The organism is Rhodoluna sp. KAS3 (genome assembly GCF_026000575.1).
Lineage (GTDB): Bacteria > Actinomycetota > Actinomycetes > Actinomycetales > Microbacteriaceae > Rhodoluna.
Genome location: NZ_AP026910.1, coordinates 20,308 through 39,127, shown reverse-complemented (window position 1 = coordinate 39,127; position 18,820 = coordinate 20,308). Strand labels below are relative to the sequence as shown.

Below are 18,820 nucleotides of genomic sequence, written 5' to 3'. Positions count from 1 at the left end.
GCCGGCACAGAAAGAGGTTAACAGCATGAGCGCTGAAGCATTGAACCCAGAGGTTATTCACAACACCGAGTTGCACCGCTACGAGATTTGGCTCGAGGGCAACAAAGTGGGTCATGCCGACTACAGCATGATGCCGGGAGAGATTCACTTTGTGCACACCGAGGTTGACCCGGCACAGCAGGGCAAGAATCTTGCAGCAATTTTGATGCGCGAGGCAATTGCCGATGTTCGTGCTGCGGGCAAGGCAAAGATTGTTCCGGTTTGCTCTTACGTGGTGCGATACATGGAGCGCCACCCTGAGACCCAAGACCTACTGCTCAACCCAATCGAAGAAGCAGCCGCGGCCTGCCGCCTGCCGAATGTGGCAAAGGCCAGCGAAAAGCTTGGACTCAAGAAGCCCGAGTAAATTGCCTAGTTTTAGGCAGTTTGGTTTAGACCTCGTCGAGGTGCTCGGTCGGCAACATCCGGTCGTTGATCCAAGCAACGATGTCGGCTAGCACCCCGGCCTTATTGGTCTCGTTCACCATCTCGTGGCGGCCATCGTGGTAAATAATTGCCTCGATGTCCTTGACCCCTGCTCGGCGATAAGCATTCAGCAAAAGCTTGTTGCCTCGTTCGCCACCAAGCGGATCATCTGAGCCGGCGATGAGCAGAATCGGAACATGGCTATCGATGTTTTTGCTCGGTACACCCAGCAACTGCAAAGTGTTTGGAACCCCAAAGACCTGAAGGGCGCTCTCTGGGAAATTCTTTGGATCGGCCAAGAATGCCCGACCAATCTCAGGGTCGCGACTCAACCACTCGTAGCCGGTTTTATTTGGAGTGGAATCCCACTTCTTGTTGAAACCTGAGCTTGGCAAGATTCCCGGAACCGCAAGGGTGGATCCGCTAAGAATTAGGGCGTCATATTCATCGCTGTAATTATTGAAAATGCGCTGGGCAATCAGTGAACCCCAACTGTGGCCAAACAAAACAAGAGGTTCTTCTGGGTTCTCACCAACGATGATGTGGCTGAGCTGACGAACACCAGCAAAGACCGCCGCCATGCCGCCCGGGCCTAGGTTGCCCTGCTTTTTTGTAATTCCCTCGGCCGTCATTCGCAGCCCAGTCTGACCGTGACCGCGGTGGTCGTCAGCATAAACGCTGTAGCCCTCACGATTCAGAGCAGCGGCCACGTGGTCATAGCGGCGGGCGTGCTCACCTAATCCGTGCACTATTTGCACCGATGCCTTTGGGTTTGCTACCGGCCACTCATAAAAAGTGATCTCGATACCCTGGGCGTCTTTGAAGCTGCGTACGATTGGCAATTCAGTCATAGCGACAGATTACGCCTCTTTGGTGATCTCCACGCTAACGAACAACTCTGAGTTGAACGGCCCGGCAAAAACTCCGCGCAAAGGCGGAACATCGTCGTAATCACGACCGCGCCCAACCACCACGTGCCGAGTATTTACATCGATGTCATTGGTTGGGTCGAAGGCAAACCATGACCCGGCCCACCACTCAACCCAGGCGTGCGACTCACCCACTACCTTCTCGCCGATTTTTGGATCGGTGGACGGGTGCAGATAACCACTTACGTATCTAGCCGGAATACCCACTGCTCGCATCGCCCCCAAGGTGATGTGAGCAAAATCTTGGCAAACACCGATTTTTTCTGACCAGGCATCACTGGCAATTGAGTGCACCCCGGTGACACCGTGCATGTAGGTCATATCTTGAAACACCTTGTGGCAAATGGCCAGGGCAGTCTCGTGGGGGTTGTGAGCACCAGCCAGTTTCTTGGCAAACTTCACCAGATCATTGGCCGGCTGAGTGCGTTTGGTTTGGCCAACAGCATCGGTTAGCTCGAGCGAACTAACAATTTCCATGGCGAGGTCTGACCAATTGAGTCCGGGAATTGGTTCTACGGTTGGGCGAAGCTCGACCACCGAGGTGGCGGTGATATTCAACTCGGTGTGTGGCTCGAGCACCTCAAACATCACCGCACGGGTTTTGAAATAGTCCAGGTATTCGTGCGCGGCACCATCGGGGTGAATTTGCAGCTTGGCGCTAAAAACCAACTGGGCTTCATCACGGATGGGCAGCAAACGGGCCTCATTATATGAAGCCACGACTTCACCCTGGTACTTAAAGCCGGTGGTGTGAACAATGCGATAGCGACTCAAGATACCTCTCCGTTCCAGGTTGGCATCACGTTGACCGGAAAGTAACGTGACCGGATTGACTCAGAAATTTCGCCAACCCCGCGCTGTAGTTCGAGCATCTCTTGAGTGAGGTTTGCCAGGATGTCTGGCGCTGAACGGTACTCGAGGTTGTTTCTGAGCTGGCCAACCTGACGCAAAGCAACGTCACTCACGCCAACGCGGTCCGCGCTAGGGGCCAAGTCTCCCAAACACTTTTCAGCGCGGGCCAGCGCAAACGCAACCGAGCGCGGAAAGATGCGGTCAAGCAACAGAAACTCAGCGGCATTGGTGGCCGACGGGACACCGCGATAAGTTCGCAGGTATGCCTCATAGGCACCGCAGCTGCGGAGAATAGTGGTCCAAGATGGACCGCTAGCCTCAGTAAGTTCTGAGGTAGCCAGCAGGCGGGCGGTCATGTCAACGCGCTCAAGTGAGCGGCCAAGGGTAAAGAAAGTCCAGGCCTCATCGCGCGAGGTCGAGCTTTCGACGATGCCTACGGCGAGCGCAGTACGCTCACGAACCCAACCAAAAAAGTCGTGCGCGCGGTCGATAGAAACCTTGCGGGGCATTCTTGATCGAGTGGTGTTGAGGCACTCCCAGAGTTCGGTAGAAACAATCTCGCGCACCCGTCGAGCATTCTCGCGGGCTGCGGTTAGTGAAGACGCAATTGAGCTGCTTTCACCCCGATCGACCGACAGAATATTCAGCAGATCCTGGCGCGTCAGCTGATGCGGGTATTCGGCATTTGCCCCGATAACTTTGAGTAGCGAACGGCAGGCGGTGTCTTCATCTACCCAAGGGTCTTCGAGCAAAAGCTGTAGGTGCACATCAAGTAGGCGTGCGGTGCCATCGGCGCGCTCTACGTAGCGACCGATCCAAAATAGTGATTCTGCGATTCGACTAAGCATTGTTCTGCGCCTCCTGATTGGACTGCTGCTGCTGTTCCTGTTGACGCGAGAATCCCGAATCGCCAGAGGTCTGGCCGGCAACTACAGATGAAACGTGTGAGTTGGTGTTGAGTGCACGGATGTCGTTGGGCCGGTCTACGCCGACGACCCAGGTGTCCTTGGAACCACCACCCTGAGATGAATTAACAACTAGCTCTCCTTCGGGGAGAGCTACGCGGGTTAGGCCACCAGGCAAAACCCAAACATCGTTGCCGTCGTTTACAGCAAATGGTCGAAGGTCTGCGTGACGAGGGCGCAAACCCTGGTCGACCAACGTTGGAATGGTTGACAGCTGAATTACCGGCTGGGCAATCCATCCGCGCGGATCGCGAATTAATCGTTTGCGAAGATCGGCAAGCTCCTTGGTGCTGGCTCGAGGACCAACCACCAATCCCTTGCCACCTGACCCGTCAACCGGTTTGACAACCAGTTCATCCAATCGATCAAGCACTTCCTCGAGACTGTCTCTCTCTTCCAGTCTCCAGGTCTGTACGTTTTCGATGATTGGATCTTCGCCAAGGTAGTACTTGGTGAGGTCTGGCATGTAGGTGTAAACCAACTTGTCGTCGGCAACACCATTGCCAACTGCGTTTGCCAGGGTCACGTTGCCCAGTCGCGCAGCGGTTAGCAAACCTGGCGGCCCAAGCACTGAGTCCGCTCGGAAAGCCAGTGGGTCCAAGAACTCGTCATCCACGCGTCGATAGATAACGTCTACTCGGCGGGCACCCCCGGTGGTACGCATGTAGACCTTGCCACCCGAGCAGAATAAGTCGCGGCCCTCGACCAGCTCAAGACCCATGAGTCGAGCAAGCAAGGTGTGCTCAAAGTAGGCGCTGTTATAAACACCTGGCGTGAGCACTACAACCACCGGGTCTTCAACCCCCGATGGCGCTGAGGCCCTAAGGGCCGCGAGCAGCTTATTTGGGTATTCACCAACCGGCTGAATACGCATCTGTTGAAAAATCTCGGGCAGCGTCTGCGCCATAACTCGACGGTTTGAGATCACGTAAGAGACGCCAGATGGCACTCGCACATTGTCTTCGAGCACACGCCAGGCTCCATACTCGTCACGCACCAGGTCAATGCCGCTGACCTGAATGCGCACACCGTTTGCCGGGTCAATTCCGTGGGCAGCGCGGTGATAGTGGGCCGATGATGCAACCAGTGCAGCGGGTATAACCCCGTCACGAATGGCGTTTTGCGAGCCGTAAATGTCAGCTAGAAATGCCTCGAGGACTTTCACTCGCTGCTTGATTCCGGACTCGAGCGAGTTCCACTCGTTCTTCTCGATTACTCGCGGAACAGCATCTAGCGGAAACGGGCGCTCCTCGCCGGCAAAGTCAAAGGTCACACCTTGGGCCAAGTAAGAATCGGCCAGGGCGTTGGTTCGGCCCCGCAGCTCATCCTGAGTCATCGAGGCCAGGGTCTCGTGAATCTTTTTGTAACTCGGCCGCACTTGCCCAGCAGACGCAAACATTTCATCGAACGCCGGTAACTTGCCCGCGCGTCCATCCCCCGAATCGGTTTGCACCGCAACGGGATATTTCTCGAATAGATCTCCCATGCTCAAAAATTAGCCAGCGGTTGTTGCGCGAGTGTTTCGGGAGTGGGTCGTTCGTGAAACACTTAATCTCAGAGGTGGCTTGCAGGCTTCATTCAGGAAACATCCAGATTGGTAGAGCAGATTAGAAGCATGTTCAAAGACCTGCAGCTCGTGAAACCCAACGGTAAAGTCCGTTTGGGTGTGCGCAAGTACTTGCGCCTCAAGCGTGCCCAAGACATCATCGAGGGTATTGCCTGGGCCAGCGTTGTTGCGGTCATTGTTATGTTTTTGGCAGCCGGTGGCCTGAAAGACATCACCGATGTTCCCTCAGCACTCAAGGCAATTAGCCGCCTAACTTCACTTATCGGCACCGACCTGCTTTTGATTCACATGTTGTTGGTGGCACGAGTGCCTTGGATCGACAAGTTTTACGGACACGACAAAGCAACCCTGGCTCACAAGCGTTTGGGCAAGCCGGTTCTGTACTTCATCGTGGCCCACTTTTTGGCATCTCTGATTGGCATGGCAATCACCGATGGGCGCACACTAATTGCCGAGTTGACCTACCTAATTACCGACGTGCCAGACATGCTTACCGCAAGCTTGGCCTTGGCTCTGATGATCTTGGTGGTCGTTACTTCGCTCAATTTTGCACGCCGAAAGATGAGCTACGAAGCCTGGTACATCGTTCACGTGATGTCTTACGCGTCAGTTCTATTGGCGGTGCCACACATCTTTACCTCCGGCACCGACATCGCCGGCAAACCGGTTCAAACCATTTTTTGGGTAACCCTGTACCTATTCGTGGCAGTGAACCTAATCTGGTACCGCGTGCTCGCACCGATTATCCGTGGCTTGAAAATGAACCTTAGAGTTCAGGCTGTAGTGGCCGAGTCGAGTGACGCAACCTCTTTGTACATCACCGGCAAAAACATCGAGCAGCTCGGTGGGCAAGCCGGCCAGTTTTACATGCTGCGTTTGCTGACCCCAAAACAGTGGTGGAGGCCTCACCCATTCTCAATCTCAGCGGCACCTAACAACCAGTTCATGCGCTTCACCATCGGCAACCGAGGTGACGACACCGCTGCGCTGCAGAAGCTAAAGCCTGGCACCCGCGTGATGGTCGAAGGCCCATACGGAGTGTTTACCGAAGAACGCCGCACCAAAGAAAAGGTGGTTTTGATTGCCTCTGGAATTGGTATTCCACCGGTTCGCGCGCTTGCCGAATCGATGGCTGCCCGCCCGGGTGACATCACCATAATTTATCGAGTGCGCAGCGAAGAAGATGCCGCGCTGCTTGAAGAGGTGCGGGTAATTGCACGACGTCGCGGCTTTCAGTTGCACGTGCTTACCGGCCCACGCGGCAAAGATGGCTCTTGGATGAACCACGACACCGATGGTCTTCCGGATCAAGCCCGCCTAACCGTCATGGCACCTTGGGTCTCAGATTCTGACGTCTATGTTTGTGGCCCTGAGGCTTGGACCAAGATTGTAAGAAAGTCCGTTATTCGCTCCGGCACCCCAGAAGAGAATATTCACGCAGAGGAGTACTCCTGGTGAGAACCGCAACGAAATCAACGCTTGGCTTGGTGAGCCTTGGCCTATTTGCAGCCAGCTATCAAATTGGCCTAACTGCCGAGACCGGCTTTACCTTTGCTGAACCTAGCGCGACCGAATCAACCAACCCTGATGGCGCGGCCTCAAGTCAGATCATGGCCGAGCCAACCCCTACGGCCAGCACAGCATCGGTGACCAAAACCGGCGATGTCATTGACGTGGGTAAGGGTTACGGATTTGTTCAGGTTGAGGTGGTTAAAAAGGGTGATGTGATCACCACGATCAAACTGCTTCGGGCTGAGTCATCAGATGGTCGCGACAAGGCTTTCCCGAGTTTGGTAGCCGCAGCCATCAAGGCAAATGGCAGCAACTTTGGCAACATCTCAAATGCCACCTACACAACAAACGCCTTCAAAAAAGCAGTGGAGTCAGCGCTTGCTAAATTCTGATCAACCACTTTTGGCAGTGCCGCCGAAGCGCAACTGGGCCGGTGGTCTGGTCGCGTTTATCGCCGTGAGCATCGGTGGCGGGTTTGGCATAAATGCCATTTTGAACCCTCCTTTGGCCAGCGGGTCAGCCGATGGCACCACCACTACGCAGACTGTTACCGGCGATGCCATTACCTACCGATACGGTGAAGTTCAGTTAGAAATTACGGCCACCGATGGTCAGATCGAAAGCATTAACGAGGTTGTCGCCACCGCTACCGATGGTTATGACGCAGTTTTTCCGGTGCTGAACGCAGCGGCGCTAAAAGCCCAAAGTGCTGATTTCGGAAACGCCTCTGGCGCAACCTTTAGCACTAATGCCTACCAAGAGGCGCTGGCCAGCGCGCTATCGAAGCTGCAGTGATGACCACCTTTGACCACACCGAAATCTGCATGGGCACTGCCTTCAGATTTGCGGGACGAACTGAGTTGCCAGAGGCCCAAGTGGCAGCATTATTGGCCGAGGCCTGCCGAGTCTTGCACCGGGCCGATGCAACTTTCAGTACCTATAAACCAGAATCACCAATCAGTCGTCTGGCACGAGGTGAGACCAACCTGGCCTCACTGCCACCGGTGGTTGCCGAAATTTGGGACGCCTGTGATCACTGGGAAAAGGTGACCAACGGCTGGTTCAGTGCCATGACTCCACAAAATACTTTTGACCCATCCGGGTTGGTAAAAACCTGGGCCGCTGCCGAAGCAGCAGCTGTGCTGGTAACCGCCGGAATCGATGACTTTACGATGAACGCCGGCGGAGACGTTTGGTTGGCCGATGGGCTTACCGAGGCGCGCGACTGGCGAATCGGTGTTTCAAAACCGGTGTCAATTGCCAGCCCAGAGGCTGGGGTGCTAACCGTGATTGACCTGGCCAACACCGATTATCGTGCGCTGGCAACTAGCGGCTCTGCCGAACGCGGCGAGCACATCTGGAACCCAAAGGCTTCGGGCAAAGCACCGGCACGCGAGTTGTTGCAGGTAAGCGTGGTGGCAAAAGATTTAGTCACCGCAGATATTTGGGCAACCGCCGCATTTGCCGAAGGGCCTAGAGCCATTGCCGACCTCAACAAAGTCGACGGCATTGAAGCGATCTTTATTTTGCCTGATGGCGAATTGGCTGCCACCGATGGATTTGTGGCCCTGTTGGCCAGCGGTGAAAACTAACCGCTAAGGCCAAATACTTGGGGCCGGCTCTTTGCCTTTTGGCAGTGCCGTGGTCTGAGCCCAGTCTTTGACCCACTGTGGCAGTTCTGGCTTTGGCCCGTGCCAGCCACCGCTGCCCTCAATAACCTCACCCGGCAACAGAATTCCACGAGCCTTTTTCAAGAACCTAATGCGAACAATTACCCGAGCGTAAATTTCTTCGCCGACCACGAATCGCTGGTCAAAGTAAAACGCCTGGTCATCCCATCCGATCACCTTGGACTCGATGTCAAACTTTTGCCAAGGAGTTAGCGACTTACGGTAGGTGATGGTCTGAGCCACCACTACCGGATACCAACCAAGCTTCTTCCAGGCCTGCCAAAGCCCAGAACGGTAAGACAGGTCAAGGCGGCTTAGGTCGAGCAATGACAAAAAGATGCCGTTGTTCATGTGGTTGAACACATCCAGATCAGTTGGCCAAACCCTAAAACTGCGGCGGCCAACCTCCTGCCAACTTAGCTTCGAGCGGCTTCGCCACGACAACATTGCATAGGCCAGGCGGATCCAGAGATTCATTTTTTACCAGATGGTGACGCGGTCGGCAGGGTCTAGCCAGAGGGCGTCGCCCGGCTTGACATCAAACGCCTCGTAGAAGGCATCAACATTTCGCACAATTTGGTTGCAGCGGAACTCAGGTGGTGAGTGCGGGTCGGTGGCCAGACGCTGAATCACAGTTTCGTCGCGACCCTTCGAACTCTCGATGCGAGCCAAAGACAAGAACACGCGCTGAATGCCAGTCATGCCGTCAATCACGTCGTCGCCTTCCTTGCCCTCGCGGCTCATCTCGTAGGCCTTGAGCGCAATGCAGAGACCCCCAAGGTCACCGATGTTTTCACCGATGGTGAGCTCACCATTAACCTTGTGCGATTTATCGGCCAACTGGTGTGGGGTGAGTTCGTTGTACTGAGCAATTAGCTTGGCTGCACGAGCTTCGAAAGCCTCGCGGTCAGCCTCACTCCACCACGATTCCAGCTTTCCGTCGCCGTCATACTTCGAACCCTGGTCATCGAATCCGTGACCAATTTCGTGACCGATTACGCTGCCAATGCCGCCGAAGTTGGTGGCGTCATCGGCATCTGGGCTAAAGAACGGTGCCTGCAAAATTGCAGCCGGGAACACAATTTCGTTGAAACCAGGGTTGTAATAAGCGTTGACTGTCTGAGGGCTCATGAACCATTCATCGCGGTCAATCGGTGCACCGATTTTGGCCATTTCAGTTGCTGCAACCCAGGCTGATACTCGGCGAGTGTTGCCAACTAGGTCATCGCGCCTAATCTCGATGCTGCTGTAGTCCTTCCACTTATTTGGGTATCCAACTTTAGGAGTGAACTTATCCAGCTTGGCCAACGCCTTGGCCTTGGTCTCTTCAGTCATCCAGTCAAGGTTCTTGATGCTGACGCGATAGGCCTCGGTCACAAACTTGACCAACTCATCGATGCGCGCCTTGGCTGATTCGCTGAAGTACTTCTCGACATAGATCTTGCCGATTGCCTCACCCATCGAACCCTCGACCAAAGAAACCGCGCGCTTCCAGCGTTCACGATTAACCGGGATGCCCGCCAGCTTGGTGCCGTAAAACGCAAAGCGCTCGTTGACAAATTCGTCACTGAGCAAACCGGCGTTGCTTCTAATTACCTGCCAGGCCAGCCACAGTTTGATCTGCTCAAGGTTGGCAGCGTTCCAAATCTGCTCGAGCCCCTCAAAGAAACTTGGCATGCAAACGTTGGTTTCAGCCAAGATCTTGGCGTCAAACTTGGCAGCTCCAAGCCAAATGTTCCAGTCAAAGGTCGGGGTCAACGCGTCAAGGTGCGCGCGGGCGGTGAGGTTGTAGGTCTTCTCGGCATCACGGCTGTCTACCTTGGTCCAGTGGACGGCAGCCAGTGCGGTTTCAAAAGCCATGATGTGGCGTGCGGCCACTGCTGCTTCGTCGGCGGCCCAACCAGCCAGCGTCAGCATCTGAGCAATGTGTGGCACATACGCTTCACGAATTTCAGCGTGCTTTTCATCCTTGTAATAGGCCTCATCTGGCAGGCCAAGACCACCCTGAGCCAGGTTCACAATGTATCGGTCTGGGTTGCCCTCATCGTTGTCTACCCAGATGCCAAACAGGCCGCTAAAACCACTGCGCTCGTACTCACCCAACAGGGCGGTTGCGTCGTCAATCTGACGTATCTGCTCAATTAGTTTTAGGTCAGCTGCGATAGGCGCAGCACCCAGCTCGTTTGCTCGAGCCTCATCAAGGAAAGAAGCGTAGAGGTCACCAATCTGCTGACTCACACCAGGCTGCGGGTTTGCCGCTGCTTCTTCAAGGATGATTCGGACCGCAGCCTCGGCATCATCGGCGAGCATGTGAAAACTGCTGTAGATGCCCTTATCTGCAGGAATCTCAGTTTCGGCCAACCACTTTCCGTTGGTGTATCGGAACAGGTCATCTTGAGGGCGGATGTTCTTGTCGAACTCGGCTGGGTCAAGGCAAGGGTTGATACTCATCCCCTTATCCTAAATCGCCCCGAAGAGTAGAATTAGGAGCGTGGACCTACAAAAAATCATCTTGTATTACGGCTTTGCGCCGGTTGCCGACCCTGTTGCTCTAAAGCTTTGGCAAAAGACCCTCTGCGAGTCACTTGGGCTCAAGGGTCGCATCATCGTTTCAAAGCACGGCATCAACGGAACCCTTGGCGGCGACATGATGGCCCTCAAGAAGTACGTTCGTCAGACTCGCGAGTACCCGGGCTTCGGCAAGATCGATTTCAAGTGGTCAGACGGAACCGGAAACGACTTTCCTCGCCTATCGGTCAAGAACCGCAGCGAGCTAGTGGCGTTCACCACCCCGGATGAAATCACTGTAGAAAAATCTGGCATCACCAATGGCGGCAAGCACCTAAAGCCAGCCCAGGTAAACAAGCTGGTTGAAGAGCGCGGCGATGACGTGGTTTTCTTCGATGGACGCAACGCATTCGAAGCCCGAATCGGCAAGTTCAAAAACGCCATCGTTCCAGACGTTCAGACCTCACACGACTTTGTTGCAGAACTTGAATCTGGCAAGTACGACCACCTAAAAGACAAGCCAATCGTCACCTACTGCACCGGCGGAATTCGCTGCGAGATTCTTTCAGCCGTGATGATCAACCGCGGTTTCAAAGAGGTCTACCAAATCGACGGTGGCATCGTTCGCTACGGCGAGAAGTTCAAGGACCAGGGTCTTTGGGAAGGCTCGCTCTACATCTTCGACGACCGAATGGTTCAAGACTTCTCTGACGAAGCCAAGGTCATCGGAGAGTGCGAGGGTTGCGGTGGTGCAACCAACGCTTTCCGCAACTGCTCTCATGTTGGCTGCAAAGACTTGATTCTGCTTTGCGACTCTTGCTATGCAGACCCAAAGCATTCAGAGCACAAGGCCAGCCACACTCGCGGCAAGCGTCACGCCCAAGAAGTTGGCTAGTCGCAAGCTGCAAACTGATCTAGTACTTAAATAGAAAACCCCGGGCTCAACCCCGGGGTTTTCTATTTACTAGAGAGAGGAATTACTGCTAACAGGAGGTTTAGCGGTGTCCGTGTTTCTTGCCGTGCTTGCCTTTTTGTGCCTTTACAGCCTTGGCCGTTGGTGCGGTGTAAGCCGCAGTGACATCAGCTGAAGTCGTAGCCGTGGCAACTGTGCCGGTGGCATCTACCGTGACGGTTGCAAAAATTGCAGTTGCGCCATCGGCGGTGTAAATCGCGTAGTTAGTTGTGGTTCCAGCCAGGCCGCCCTTTAGCTCGAGAACGCCGGTCAATGTGCCGTCGGCCAGGGTGCCAGACTTCACATGGATGCGCTTGCCGCCAACAGTTGGCTGCGTTGCCGGAACTGCTGTGGCGTCATCTGCCAATTTATAAACGATGAACTGGGTGCCGTGTGCCGCAGCCTTGGCCGAGGTGACCGTTGTTGGAACGGCGGTGATGGTTGCGGTGACGCTTGCCTTTACTGCCTCAAACTCGGTGGTGCTTGAGGTCTCGGTGCCGACAACGCGATCGTGTGCAAAAGATGGGGTGGCTACTGCAAAGGCCAAGATGCTGGTGGCACCGATGACTGCAATCGCTGAACGCTTGGTTTTAAGCTTCATGTTCTTTCCTTTCGTGGGGACCTTTTCAATCTAGAAAAATCTCAAACGCGAGGTGGCAAAACTCAGGATGCTGGGGGTGTTTTATCAGCAACCTCTCAGGTGTGCCGGAAGGTAAACTTGTTCAACGACGATAAGGATGACGTGGGCTTTTTAGAGAACTTTGAAAAGGGTTTGGAACGGGTCGTCAATGGCGCGTTCACCAAGACCTTTAAGTCTGAGCTCCAGCCTGTGGAGATCTCAGGGCACATCCGTGCCGAGATGGATGCCAAGGCCAGCATTCTCAGCCGCGACCGCATTCTGGCGCCAAACACCTTCACGGTTAGCCTCTCAACCCCCGACTTCAAGCGCATGGCTACCCTCGGTGAATCTTTGATCGAAGAGCTAACCGAGGCCGCAACCAAGCACGCCAACAAACAGGGTTTTCAATTTGGAGCAACCCTCGGTATTCGTCTGATCGAAGATGGCAGCTTGAACCTGGGTCAGGTACTGGTCCGCTCGAACACTCAAAAGCACCAGGTCGAATGGATGCCAACCTTGGATGTTGCCGGCAAGCGCTTTTTGCTGCGCGAGGGTGAAACCTCGATTGGCCGCGATGCCTCGGCCGACATTCAAATTGATGACACCGGTTTGAGCCGTAAGCACTTTGCCATTGTTTGGAACGGCAAAAACGCGGCTGTCAAAGACCTCAACAGCACCAACGGAACCCGGATTGGTGGCCGCCCAATTACCGAGGTCGGCATCAACGCCGACACCGTAATTTCAGCCGGTCGCAATGACTACGTGTTTCGAATCATCGCTAAAACTGTGACCGAGAGTCAGGTGCCAAGTGAGTGAGTTAGCTCTCTTTATTGTTAGAGCCGGATTTTTAGCGGTTCTCTGGATTTTTGTCTTCAGCATCATTTCTGTAATTCGCGCTGACCTCTTTGGTCAAAAAGTGGTTAGCCGCGTTGCCGAAGCAAACGCTCCTCAGGTGATTTCTTCTCCGGTCGCACCCGCTGCTCCAACCGGCAAATCGCTGGTAACCGAGTCATCCGGCAGCAATGCCACCAAGTTGGTGATTATCGATGGCGACCGCACCGGTCAGGTGATTAACCTTGACCGCCGAGAACTAACCATCGGTCGCGCCGAAAGTTCTGACCTTGTGGTCGACGACGAATACGCATCCACCAACCACGCAAAGTTGGTGCTGATCAACAACGACTGGCTGATTCAGGACCTAAATTCAACCAACGGAACCTACCTAGACGGCGGCCGAGTCGGCACCCCTGCGGTGGTCAAGTTGAACACCCCGGTTCGAGTTGGCAAGACTGTTTTTGAGCTGCGGGCGTAGGTCAAATAAATAATGTCGATCAAGCCACTGAGTTTTGCGTCATCTGACATTGGTCGGGTGCGCTCGAGCAATCAAGACTCTGGCTATGCCGGCTACAACCTATTTTTCGTAGCCGACGGCATGGGCGGCCACGCCGGCGGAGACATTGCCTCAGCCCTGTGTGCACAGCGAATCGCAAAAATCGATACCGTCTATGCCTCGCCAGAGGAAGCAACCAAAGCGCTCATCGATGTGATTTGGGAAGCCAACGGTGTACTTGGCGAGACTGCGCAAGCCCACCCAGAGCTTGCCGGAATGGGTACAACCTTCAGCGGCATGCTGATTACCGGCAACAAGGTGACCATCGGGCACATCGGTGACTCAAGAATCTATCTAGCGCGTGACGGCAAAGTCACCCAGGTAACTACCGACCACACTTTTGTTCAGCGATTGGTAGACACCGGCCGCATCACACCTGAAGAGGCTTTGGTTCACCCGCGCCGATCGGTACTGATGCGTGTTCTCGGCGATGTTGAAGAGTTCCCAGATGTAGATTCTGAAACCCTCGAGACCAAGCCGGGTGACCGCTGGTTACTTTGCTCCGATGGCCTCTCGGGTCCGGTACCCGAAGACATCATGAACGGAATTTTGCTCTCCAAGATTGGCTCTGAAGAAGCAGCTGACCTTTTGGTGGGCGAGGCCCTTGAGTTTGGTGCTCCAGACAACGTGACCGTTGTCGTTGTAGACATCGTTGATTCACAGACCAAAACCGATTTTGTTCCGAGCGCTGTTTTCGTTGGCTCTAGCTCGAATGAGGTTGTGATTGACGAGCGCAAGGGTCGCCGAATTCTGCGAATCCTCAAGCCGCTAAACATCACCGAGCTGTTGCGCCGACCTGAAGACCCAGCCGACTATGTGCCTGAATCGGACGAATACCTCGAGAAGATTCTGCGCGAAACTCACCGCCGAATTCGTTGGCGCAAGATTCGCCAGCTTCTGACCGTGGTGGCACTGGTGGCTGCCATGGCATTCCTGGTGGTTAAGGCTTACGAATACACGCAGACCCGCTTCTACATCGGTGTTTCAAACGGGCACGTCACAGTCTTCAAAGGCATCAAAGAGGCACTTGGGCCACTGACTTTCTCTGAGGTTTACCAAGAGACCAACATCGATGCCACAGACTTGAGCATCTACTACCAGCAGCGACTAGAGCAGTCGATCAGTGCCGACAACCTGCAGGAGGCCATGCGTTTGGTGCGCCAACTGCAAGATGCTGTGGTGCCGAGTGAGTAAATTGAACGCGGCTGAAGCGCTGCCAAAAATCGTGCGTGTTGTTCCTCGTAATCGCAACATCGAGGCATTTTTGCTTGCCTTTGCAGTGGGCCTAAACGCATTCGAGTTGTCGCAAATTCAACTGTCACTGCTCAAGGTGCTGACCCCCGAGATCTTCTTGTACCTGCTGCCACCAGCGTTCTTTGCTCTGGTAATTCACATCATTTTGCGCCGCCGCGCCAGCGAGGCAGACCCGATGATCTTGCCAATCGCGGTGGTTCTCAATGGCCTCGGACTATCGATGATTTATCGACTGGACCTCGCGACCATAGCCAAGGGTGGCACCGAGCTCTTTGCCGAAAAGCAGGTTGTTTGGACAGTAGTTGCCATGGCATTTGCGGCGGCGGTAATCATTTTTGTGCCGAGCCATTTGTTCTTGCGTCGCTACGTTTACGTCTCGATGATCGTTGGCGTTGGTTTGCTGATTTCACCGATGATTCCTGGCCTGGGCCGCAACATCAACGGAGCCCAGTTGTGGATTGCCATCGGCGACCTAACCTTTCAGCCGGGTGAGTTGGCCAAGATTGCCCTGACGGTTTTCTTTGCCGGATACCTGGTTACACGTCGTGAGTCGCTTGCCATCGTTGGTCGAAAAGTCCTCGGTGTGCGCATTCCTCGCGCCCGCGAACTTGGTCCAATTCTTGTAATTTGGGGTGCCAGCCTTTTGGTGCTCATCCTGCAGCGAGACCTCGGAACCTCACTGCTGTACTTCGGTATTTTCATCGTGCTGGTCTACACGGCAACCGGTCGGGCCATCTACGTAATCGCCGGCATCACCATGTTCCTAACCGGTGCATTGGTTGCGGGCCGAATGATGGAATACGTTTCGGGCCGCGTTGACTCTTGGCTCAACCCGTTCTTGGCTTCTAACTACGATGCCGCCGGTGGTAGTTACCAGCTTGCGCAAGGCATCTTTGGCCTAGCCCACGGCGGACTACTCGGCACCGGACTCGGCGGCGGACTCCCTCAGCTAGTCCCACTGGCTGAGAGCGACTTCATCATTGCCGCACTCGGCGAAGAGATTGGCCTTATCGGCTTGTTTGCCGTGTTTGCGCTCTACCTACTGCTTGTTTCACGTGGCATTCGCATCGGCTTCAACCACCCGGATGATTTCTCCAAACTGCTGGCCACCGGATTGGCGTTTGTAATCGCACTCCAGTGCTTCATCGTTATTGGTGGCGTTACCCGAGTGGTGCCGCTAACTGGATTGACCACTCCACTGCTAGCCGCCGGTGGTTCATCGCTGCTGGCAAACTGGATCATCATTGGCTTGCTGCTGAGAATTTCTGACACCGTGGACAGCGGAAATAAGTCGGTGAACGCATGAGGCGCGAACTTAAGCGTGTGAGCCTGGTCATCTTTGTGATGTTCCTGAGCCTCTTCATTTCGAGCACCGGAATTCAGGTAATTTCAGCCGATGACCTGGCCACCGACCAGCGAAATGTCCGCTCAATTTACGACAGCTACAAAACCCAACGTGGCTCGATTTTGGTTGACGGCAAGCCCATTGCCGAATCCATCCCGGTTGATGATGTGTACCGCTACAACCGCGTCTACTCCGATGAAATGTACTCTTCGGTCACCGGTTTCTTCAGCCTGTACCAAGGTGCCACCGGTCTAGAGTCAGCAACTAACAGTTACCTAACCGGGCAAAATTCATCGCAGTTCTTTGAACAGATTAATGCGCTTCTTTCGGGCAACCCGGTTGCCGGTGCTTCTGTTGAGTTGACGATTGACCCAGATGTTCAAAAGGCCGCTTGGGATGCCTTGGGCAACAAAAAGGGTGCGGTCGTTGCCATAAACCCAACCACCGGCAACATTTTGGCTATGGTCTCAAAGCCAGCATTTGATGCCAATGAGTTGGCCGTTCACGATGGTGCTACCTCAAACGCCAACTACAAGGCTTTGATCGAGGATGAAGACGGGCCGCTGCTGAACCGTGCCTACAGTGAGCTCTACGCACCTGGGTCAGTCTTCAAATTGGTGGTTGCCGCCGCAGCTCTAGAGAGCGGCGAATACACCGCCGACAGCACTTTTCCGAACCCAAGCAAGTACACGCTGCCGGGTACCAGCACCGTTGTGATGAACTCAGGCGAGGGTAAATGTGGTGGTGCGGCTACCGTAAGCATTGCCGATGCCCTGCGACTTTCGTGCAACGTGCCTTTTGCCCAGCTGGGAATTGCGCTCAAGCAAAACCGGATCAGCTCGCAGGCTGGCCTATTTGGCTTCAGTAAAAACATCGAGTTTCCGATGACCTCGGTGGCCAGCGTTTATCCGAGCGGTATGGACGATGCCCAAACCGGACTTTCAGCTTTCGGCCAGTTTGATGTTCGCGTAACACCGCTGCAGATGGCCATGGTTAGTGCTGCGATCGCCAATAAGGGCGTGCTGATGCAGCCGAACCTGATTGAAAACGTATTGACCGCAAACCTTTCGGTTTTGCACCAACCAAGCCCAAGCGTCTTCTCGCAACCGATGTCTGCCACGACGGCAAAATCGATGACCGAGATGATGGTTGGCGCCGTTTCTAATGGTGTTTCGGGGAACGCCAGAATTAGCGGAGTCGAGGTAGCGGGTAAAACCGGTACCGCCCAAAATGGTACGGACCAGCCATACACACTTTGGTTCACAGGGTTTGCACCGGCCAACAACCCACAGGTTGCTGTTGCCGTTGTAATCGCTGACGGCGGGGGGCTCGGTCAGTCAGGAAGAGGAAACTCTTTGGCTGCACCGGTGGCTAAAAAAGTGATGCAGGCGGTGTTGAAGAAATGATTCCAGAAGCAGGTCAGCTTTACGGTGGCCGATACAAACTCATCAGTCGAATCGCAATCGGCGGAATGGGTGAGGTTTGGAAGGAGCACGATGAGGTAATTCTTCGTGACGTGGCAATCAAGATTTTGAAGCAAGAGTTCATGGGCGACCCAGGGTTCTTGGAGCGCTTCCGCACCGAAGCCCGCCATGCAGCCATGGTTAACCACCCGGGTATCGCGGATGTTTATGACTACGGAGAAGACTCCGGCTCTGCCTACCTGGTCATGGAACTTGTTCCGGGTGACTCGCTGGCCAAGATTCTTGAAACGCAAAAGACCCTGCCTGCCGAACAGGTGCTCGACATCATCTCGCAGACTGGCCGTGCACTATTTGAAGCGCATGAGGCTGGTTTGGTGCACCGCGATGTAAAGCCAGGAAACCTGCTGATTACCCCCGACGGTGAAGTAAAAATTACCGACTTTGGTATTGCTCGCGTAGCCGACCAGGTTGGTCTAACCGCCACCGGCCAGGTGATGGGAACCGTTCAGTACCTTGCGCCCGAGCAGGCAACCGGAAAACCGGCTACCCCGTCTACTGACATCTACTCACTGGGAATCGTGGCCTATGAAGCACTAGCCGGAAAACGCCCGTTCACCGGTGACTCGCAGATGCAGATTGCCATGGCGCAGATCAACCAGACTCCGCCACCGTTGCCTGAAGAGATTGACCCTCGGGTAGCTAATTTGGTTATGTCCTGCTTGGCTAAAAAGGCAAACCAGAGGCCAGAGTCTGCTTTGGCATTGGCCAAACGCGCTGAGTCGATGATGTCGAACGCCCCAAGAAATTCGGCAGCTACGCAACTGATCAACCAGCCAGTCATCAATGACAGCACTGCCGTGCTTGAACTGCCGACTACAACTGCACCTAACCAAAAGCCGCCGGTGGTTTGGCCGTGGTTTGCGCTCATCGGGGTATTGGCCCTGACTGCGATTTCTGTGGTTGTGGCAATTGTGGTTACGTCACTGCAGCCGGGCATCACCCCAAGCCCAACGCCAACCGATAACCCAAGCAATTCGGGCACTGCTACCCCAACCCCAACCTCTTCGGCTAACCAAGAAGTTGTGGTTCTGCTGTCCGACATCCAAGGTAAAAAAGTCACCGATGTTGCTGCATCACTGGGCCTGATGGGTCTGGTTGTGAACGCCGTGGCCGGTGAGGTTGTTGCCGAGGATGACCCGCGCGTGATGACCGTATATGCGGGCACTCCGCTCGGAACGCTAAAGGTAGGCTCGGCTATCGAAATTACCTATTACGTGGCCGGCACACCTAGCCCGAGCCCAAGCCCTTCGACCAGCACGCCGGCACCAACTGAGTCGCCAAGTGCACCGGTCGAATAGCCCGAAATAG

The 18,820-nt window shown here is 54.7% G+C and carries 19 protein-coding genes; 12 read left to right on the top strand and 7 right to left on the bottom strand.

Annotation, left to right across the window (positions count from 1 at the left end):
- Positions 1-25: 25 nt before the first annotated feature.
- Positions 26-406 (top strand): GNAT family N-acetyltransferase, encoded by a 381-nt coding sequence (locus OO731_RS00200; protein ID WP_138274808.1) that lies wholly within the window; start codon positions 26-28, stop codon positions 404-406.
- Between the two features lie 25 nt (positions 407-431).
- On the opposite strand, the gene OO731_RS00195 is transcribed toward OO731_RS00200, so the two are convergent.
- From OO731_RS00195 to OO731_RS00180, 4 genes are read right to left on the bottom strand one after another with little or no spacing between them, the layout of a single operon-like run.
- Positions 432-1,316 carry an alpha/beta hydrolase gene (locus tag OO731_RS00195; protein WP_264890191.1) on the bottom strand — a complete coding sequence of 295 codons (885 nt, stop codon included), beginning with the start codon at positions 1,314-1,316 and terminating at the stop codon, positions 432-434.
- A gap of 9 nt (positions 1,317-1,325) precedes the next feature.
- Entirely contained in the window at positions 1,326-2,168 is an 843-nt protein-coding gene (locus OO731_RS00190) for a transglutaminase family protein (RefSeq protein WP_264890190.1), read from the bottom strand.
- A complete protein-coding gene (locus tag OO731_RS00185; protein ID WP_264890189.1) occupies positions 2,165-3,094 on the bottom strand; it encodes an alpha-E domain-containing protein in 930 nt (309 codons plus the stop codon). Before OO731_RS00185 ends, OO731_RS00190 begins: the two co-directional genes overlap by 4 nt.
- A complete protein-coding gene (locus OO731_RS00180; RefSeq protein WP_264890188.1) occupies positions 3,087-4,697 on the bottom strand; it encodes a circularly permuted type 2 ATP-grasp protein in 1,611 nt (536 codons plus the stop codon). The genes OO731_RS00185 and OO731_RS00180 overlap by 8 nt, the downstream gene beginning before the upstream one ends.
- A gap of 129 nt (positions 4,698-4,826) precedes the next feature.
- Between OO731_RS00180 and OO731_RS00175 the strand changes: the two genes are divergently transcribed.
- The 4 genes from OO731_RS00175 to OO731_RS00160 are packed head-to-tail and all read left to right on the top strand — an operon-like array spanning position 4,827 to position 7,882.
- On the top strand, positions 4,827-6,236 hold the full coding sequence (locus OO731_RS00175; protein ID WP_264890187.1) for a ferredoxin reductase family protein: 1,410 nt from the start codon (positions 4,827-4,829) through the stop codon (positions 6,234-6,236).
- The gene (locus tag OO731_RS00170; RefSeq protein WP_264890186.1) at positions 6,233-6,682 is read left to right on the top strand and encodes an FMN-binding protein; all 450 of its coding nucleotides are present in this window, start codon (positions 6,233-6,235) and stop codon (positions 6,680-6,682) included. Before OO731_RS00175 ends, OO731_RS00170 begins: the two co-directional genes overlap by 4 nt.
- Positions 6,669-7,085: an FMN-binding protein gene (locus OO731_RS00165; RefSeq protein ID WP_264890185.1), complete on the top strand. Its 417-nt coding sequence runs from the start codon at positions 6,669-6,671 to the stop codon at positions 7,083-7,085. Before OO731_RS00170 ends, OO731_RS00165 begins: the two co-directional genes overlap by 14 nt.
- Positions 7,085-7,882, top strand: a complete 798-nt coding sequence (locus OO731_RS00160) for an FAD:protein FMN transferase (RefSeq protein ID WP_264890184.1) — start codon at positions 7,085-7,087, stop codon at positions 7,880-7,882. Before OO731_RS00165 ends, OO731_RS00160 begins: the two co-directional genes overlap by 1 nt.
- Positions 7,883-7,885: 3 nt before the next feature.
- Here the strand turns inward: OO731_RS00160 and OO731_RS00155 are convergent, their stop codons facing one another.
- On the bottom strand, positions 7,886-8,437 hold the full coding sequence (locus tag OO731_RS00155; protein WP_264890183.1) for a thioesterase family protein: 552 nt from the start codon (positions 8,435-8,437) through the stop codon (positions 7,886-7,888).
- A gap of 3 nt (positions 8,438-8,440) precedes the next feature.
- Positions 8,441-10,411, bottom strand: coding sequence for a M13-type metalloendopeptidase (locus OO731_RS00150; protein ID WP_264890182.1), 1,971 nt, complete (start codon positions 10,409-10,411; stop codon positions 8,441-8,443).
- A 40-nt stretch (positions 10,412-10,451) separates the two neighbouring features.
- Here OO731_RS00150 and OO731_RS00145 point away from each other — a divergent pair, with 40 nt between their 5' ends.
- Positions 10,452-11,363 (top strand): rhodanese-related sulfurtransferase, encoded by a 912-nt coding sequence (locus tag OO731_RS00145; RefSeq protein ID WP_138274798.1) that lies wholly within the window; start codon positions 10,452-10,454, stop codon positions 11,361-11,363.
- 100 nt (positions 11,364-11,463) lie between these two features.
- Here the strand turns inward: OO731_RS00145 and OO731_RS00140 are convergent, their stop codons facing one another.
- On the bottom strand, positions 11,464-12,021 hold the full coding sequence (locus OO731_RS00140) for a hypothetical protein (protein WP_264890181.1): 558 nt from the start codon (positions 12,019-12,021) through the stop codon (positions 11,464-11,466).
- A gap of 117 nt (positions 12,022-12,138) precedes the next feature.
- On the opposite strand from OO731_RS00140, the gene OO731_RS00135 reads away from it, so the two are divergent.
- From OO731_RS00135 to OO731_RS00110, 6 genes are read left to right on the top strand one after another with little or no spacing between them, the layout of a single operon-like run.
- Positions 12,139-12,855 (top strand): DUF3662 and FHA domain-containing protein, encoded by a 717-nt coding sequence (locus OO731_RS00135; protein WP_264890180.1) that lies wholly within the window; start codon positions 12,139-12,141, stop codon positions 12,853-12,855.
- The gene (locus tag OO731_RS00130) at positions 12,848-13,351 is read left to right on the top strand and encodes an FHA domain-containing protein (RefSeq protein ID WP_264890179.1); all 504 of its coding nucleotides are present in this window, start codon (positions 12,848-12,850) and stop codon (positions 13,349-13,351) included. Before OO731_RS00135 ends, OO731_RS00130 begins: the two co-directional genes overlap by 8 nt.
- A gap of 12 nt (positions 13,352-13,363) precedes the next feature.
- Positions 13,364-14,623 (top strand): PP2C family serine/threonine-protein phosphatase, encoded by a 1,260-nt coding sequence (locus tag OO731_RS00125; RefSeq protein WP_264890178.1) that lies wholly within the window; start codon positions 13,364-13,366, stop codon positions 14,621-14,623.
- Positions 14,616-15,989, top strand: coding sequence for an FtsW/RodA/SpoVE family cell cycle protein (locus OO731_RS00120; RefSeq protein ID WP_264890177.1), 1,374 nt, complete (start codon positions 14,616-14,618; stop codon positions 15,987-15,989). The genes OO731_RS00125 and OO731_RS00120 overlap by 8 nt, the downstream gene beginning before the upstream one ends.
- Positions 15,986-17,434 (top strand): penicillin-binding protein 2, encoded by a 1,449-nt coding sequence (locus OO731_RS00115; protein ID WP_264890176.1) that lies wholly within the window; start codon positions 15,986-15,988, stop codon positions 17,432-17,434. The genes OO731_RS00120 and OO731_RS00115 overlap by 4 nt, the downstream gene beginning before the upstream one ends.
- On the top strand, positions 17,431-18,810 hold the full coding sequence (locus OO731_RS00110; protein ID WP_264890175.1) for a serine/threonine-protein kinase: 1,380 nt from the start codon (positions 17,431-17,433) through the stop codon (positions 18,808-18,810). The genes OO731_RS00115 and OO731_RS00110 overlap by 4 nt, the downstream gene beginning before the upstream one ends.
- Positions 18,811-18,820: the final 10 nt, after the last annotated feature.

Excerpts from the sequence above, each read along its gene's own strand:
- OO731_RS00115 (WP_264890176.1), top strand. The coding sequence starts at position 15,986 with ATGAGGCGCGAACTTAAGCGTGTGAGCCTGGTCATCTTTGTGATGTTC.
- OO731_RS00180 (WP_264890188.1), bottom strand. The coding sequence starts at position 4,697 with ATGGGAGATCTATTCGAGAAATATCCCGTTGCGGTGCAAACCGATTCG.
- OO731_RS00185 (WP_264890189.1), bottom strand. The coding sequence starts at position 3,094 with ATGCTTAGTCGAATCGCAGAATCACTATTTTGGATCGGTCGCTACGTA.
- OO731_RS00140 (WP_264890181.1), bottom strand. The coding sequence starts at position 12,021 with ATGAAGCTTAAAACCAAGCGTTCAGCGATTGCAGTCATCGGTGCCACC.
- OO731_RS00125 (WP_264890178.1), top strand. The coding sequence starts at position 13,364 with ATGTCGATCAAGCCACTGAGTTTTGCGTCATCTGACATTGGTCGGGTG.
- OO731_RS00150 (WP_264890182.1), bottom strand. The coding sequence starts at position 10,411 with ATGAGTATCAACCCTTGCCTTGACCCAGCCGAGTTCGACAAGAACATC.
- OO731_RS00200 (WP_138274808.1), top strand. The coding sequence starts at position 26 with ATGAGCGCTGAAGCATTGAACCCAGAGGTTATTCACAACACCGAGTTG.
- OO731_RS00195 (WP_264890191.1), bottom strand. The coding sequence starts at position 1,316 with ATGACTGAATTGCCAATCGTACGCAGCTTCAAAGACGCCCAGGGTATC.
- OO731_RS00175 (WP_264890187.1), top strand. The coding sequence starts at position 4,827 with ATGTTCAAAGACCTGCAGCTCGTGAAACCCAACGGTAAAGTCCGTTTG.
- OO731_RS00160 (WP_264890184.1), top strand. The coding sequence starts at position 7,085 with ATGACCACCTTTGACCACACCGAAATCTGCATGGGCACTGCCTTCAGA.
- OO731_RS00155 (WP_264890183.1), bottom strand. The coding sequence starts at position 8,437 with ATGAATCTCTGGATCCGCCTGGCCTATGCAATGTTGTCGTGGCGAAGC.
- OO731_RS00110 (WP_264890175.1), top strand. The coding sequence starts at position 17,431 with ATGATTCCAGAAGCAGGTCAGCTTTACGGTGGCCGATACAAACTCATC.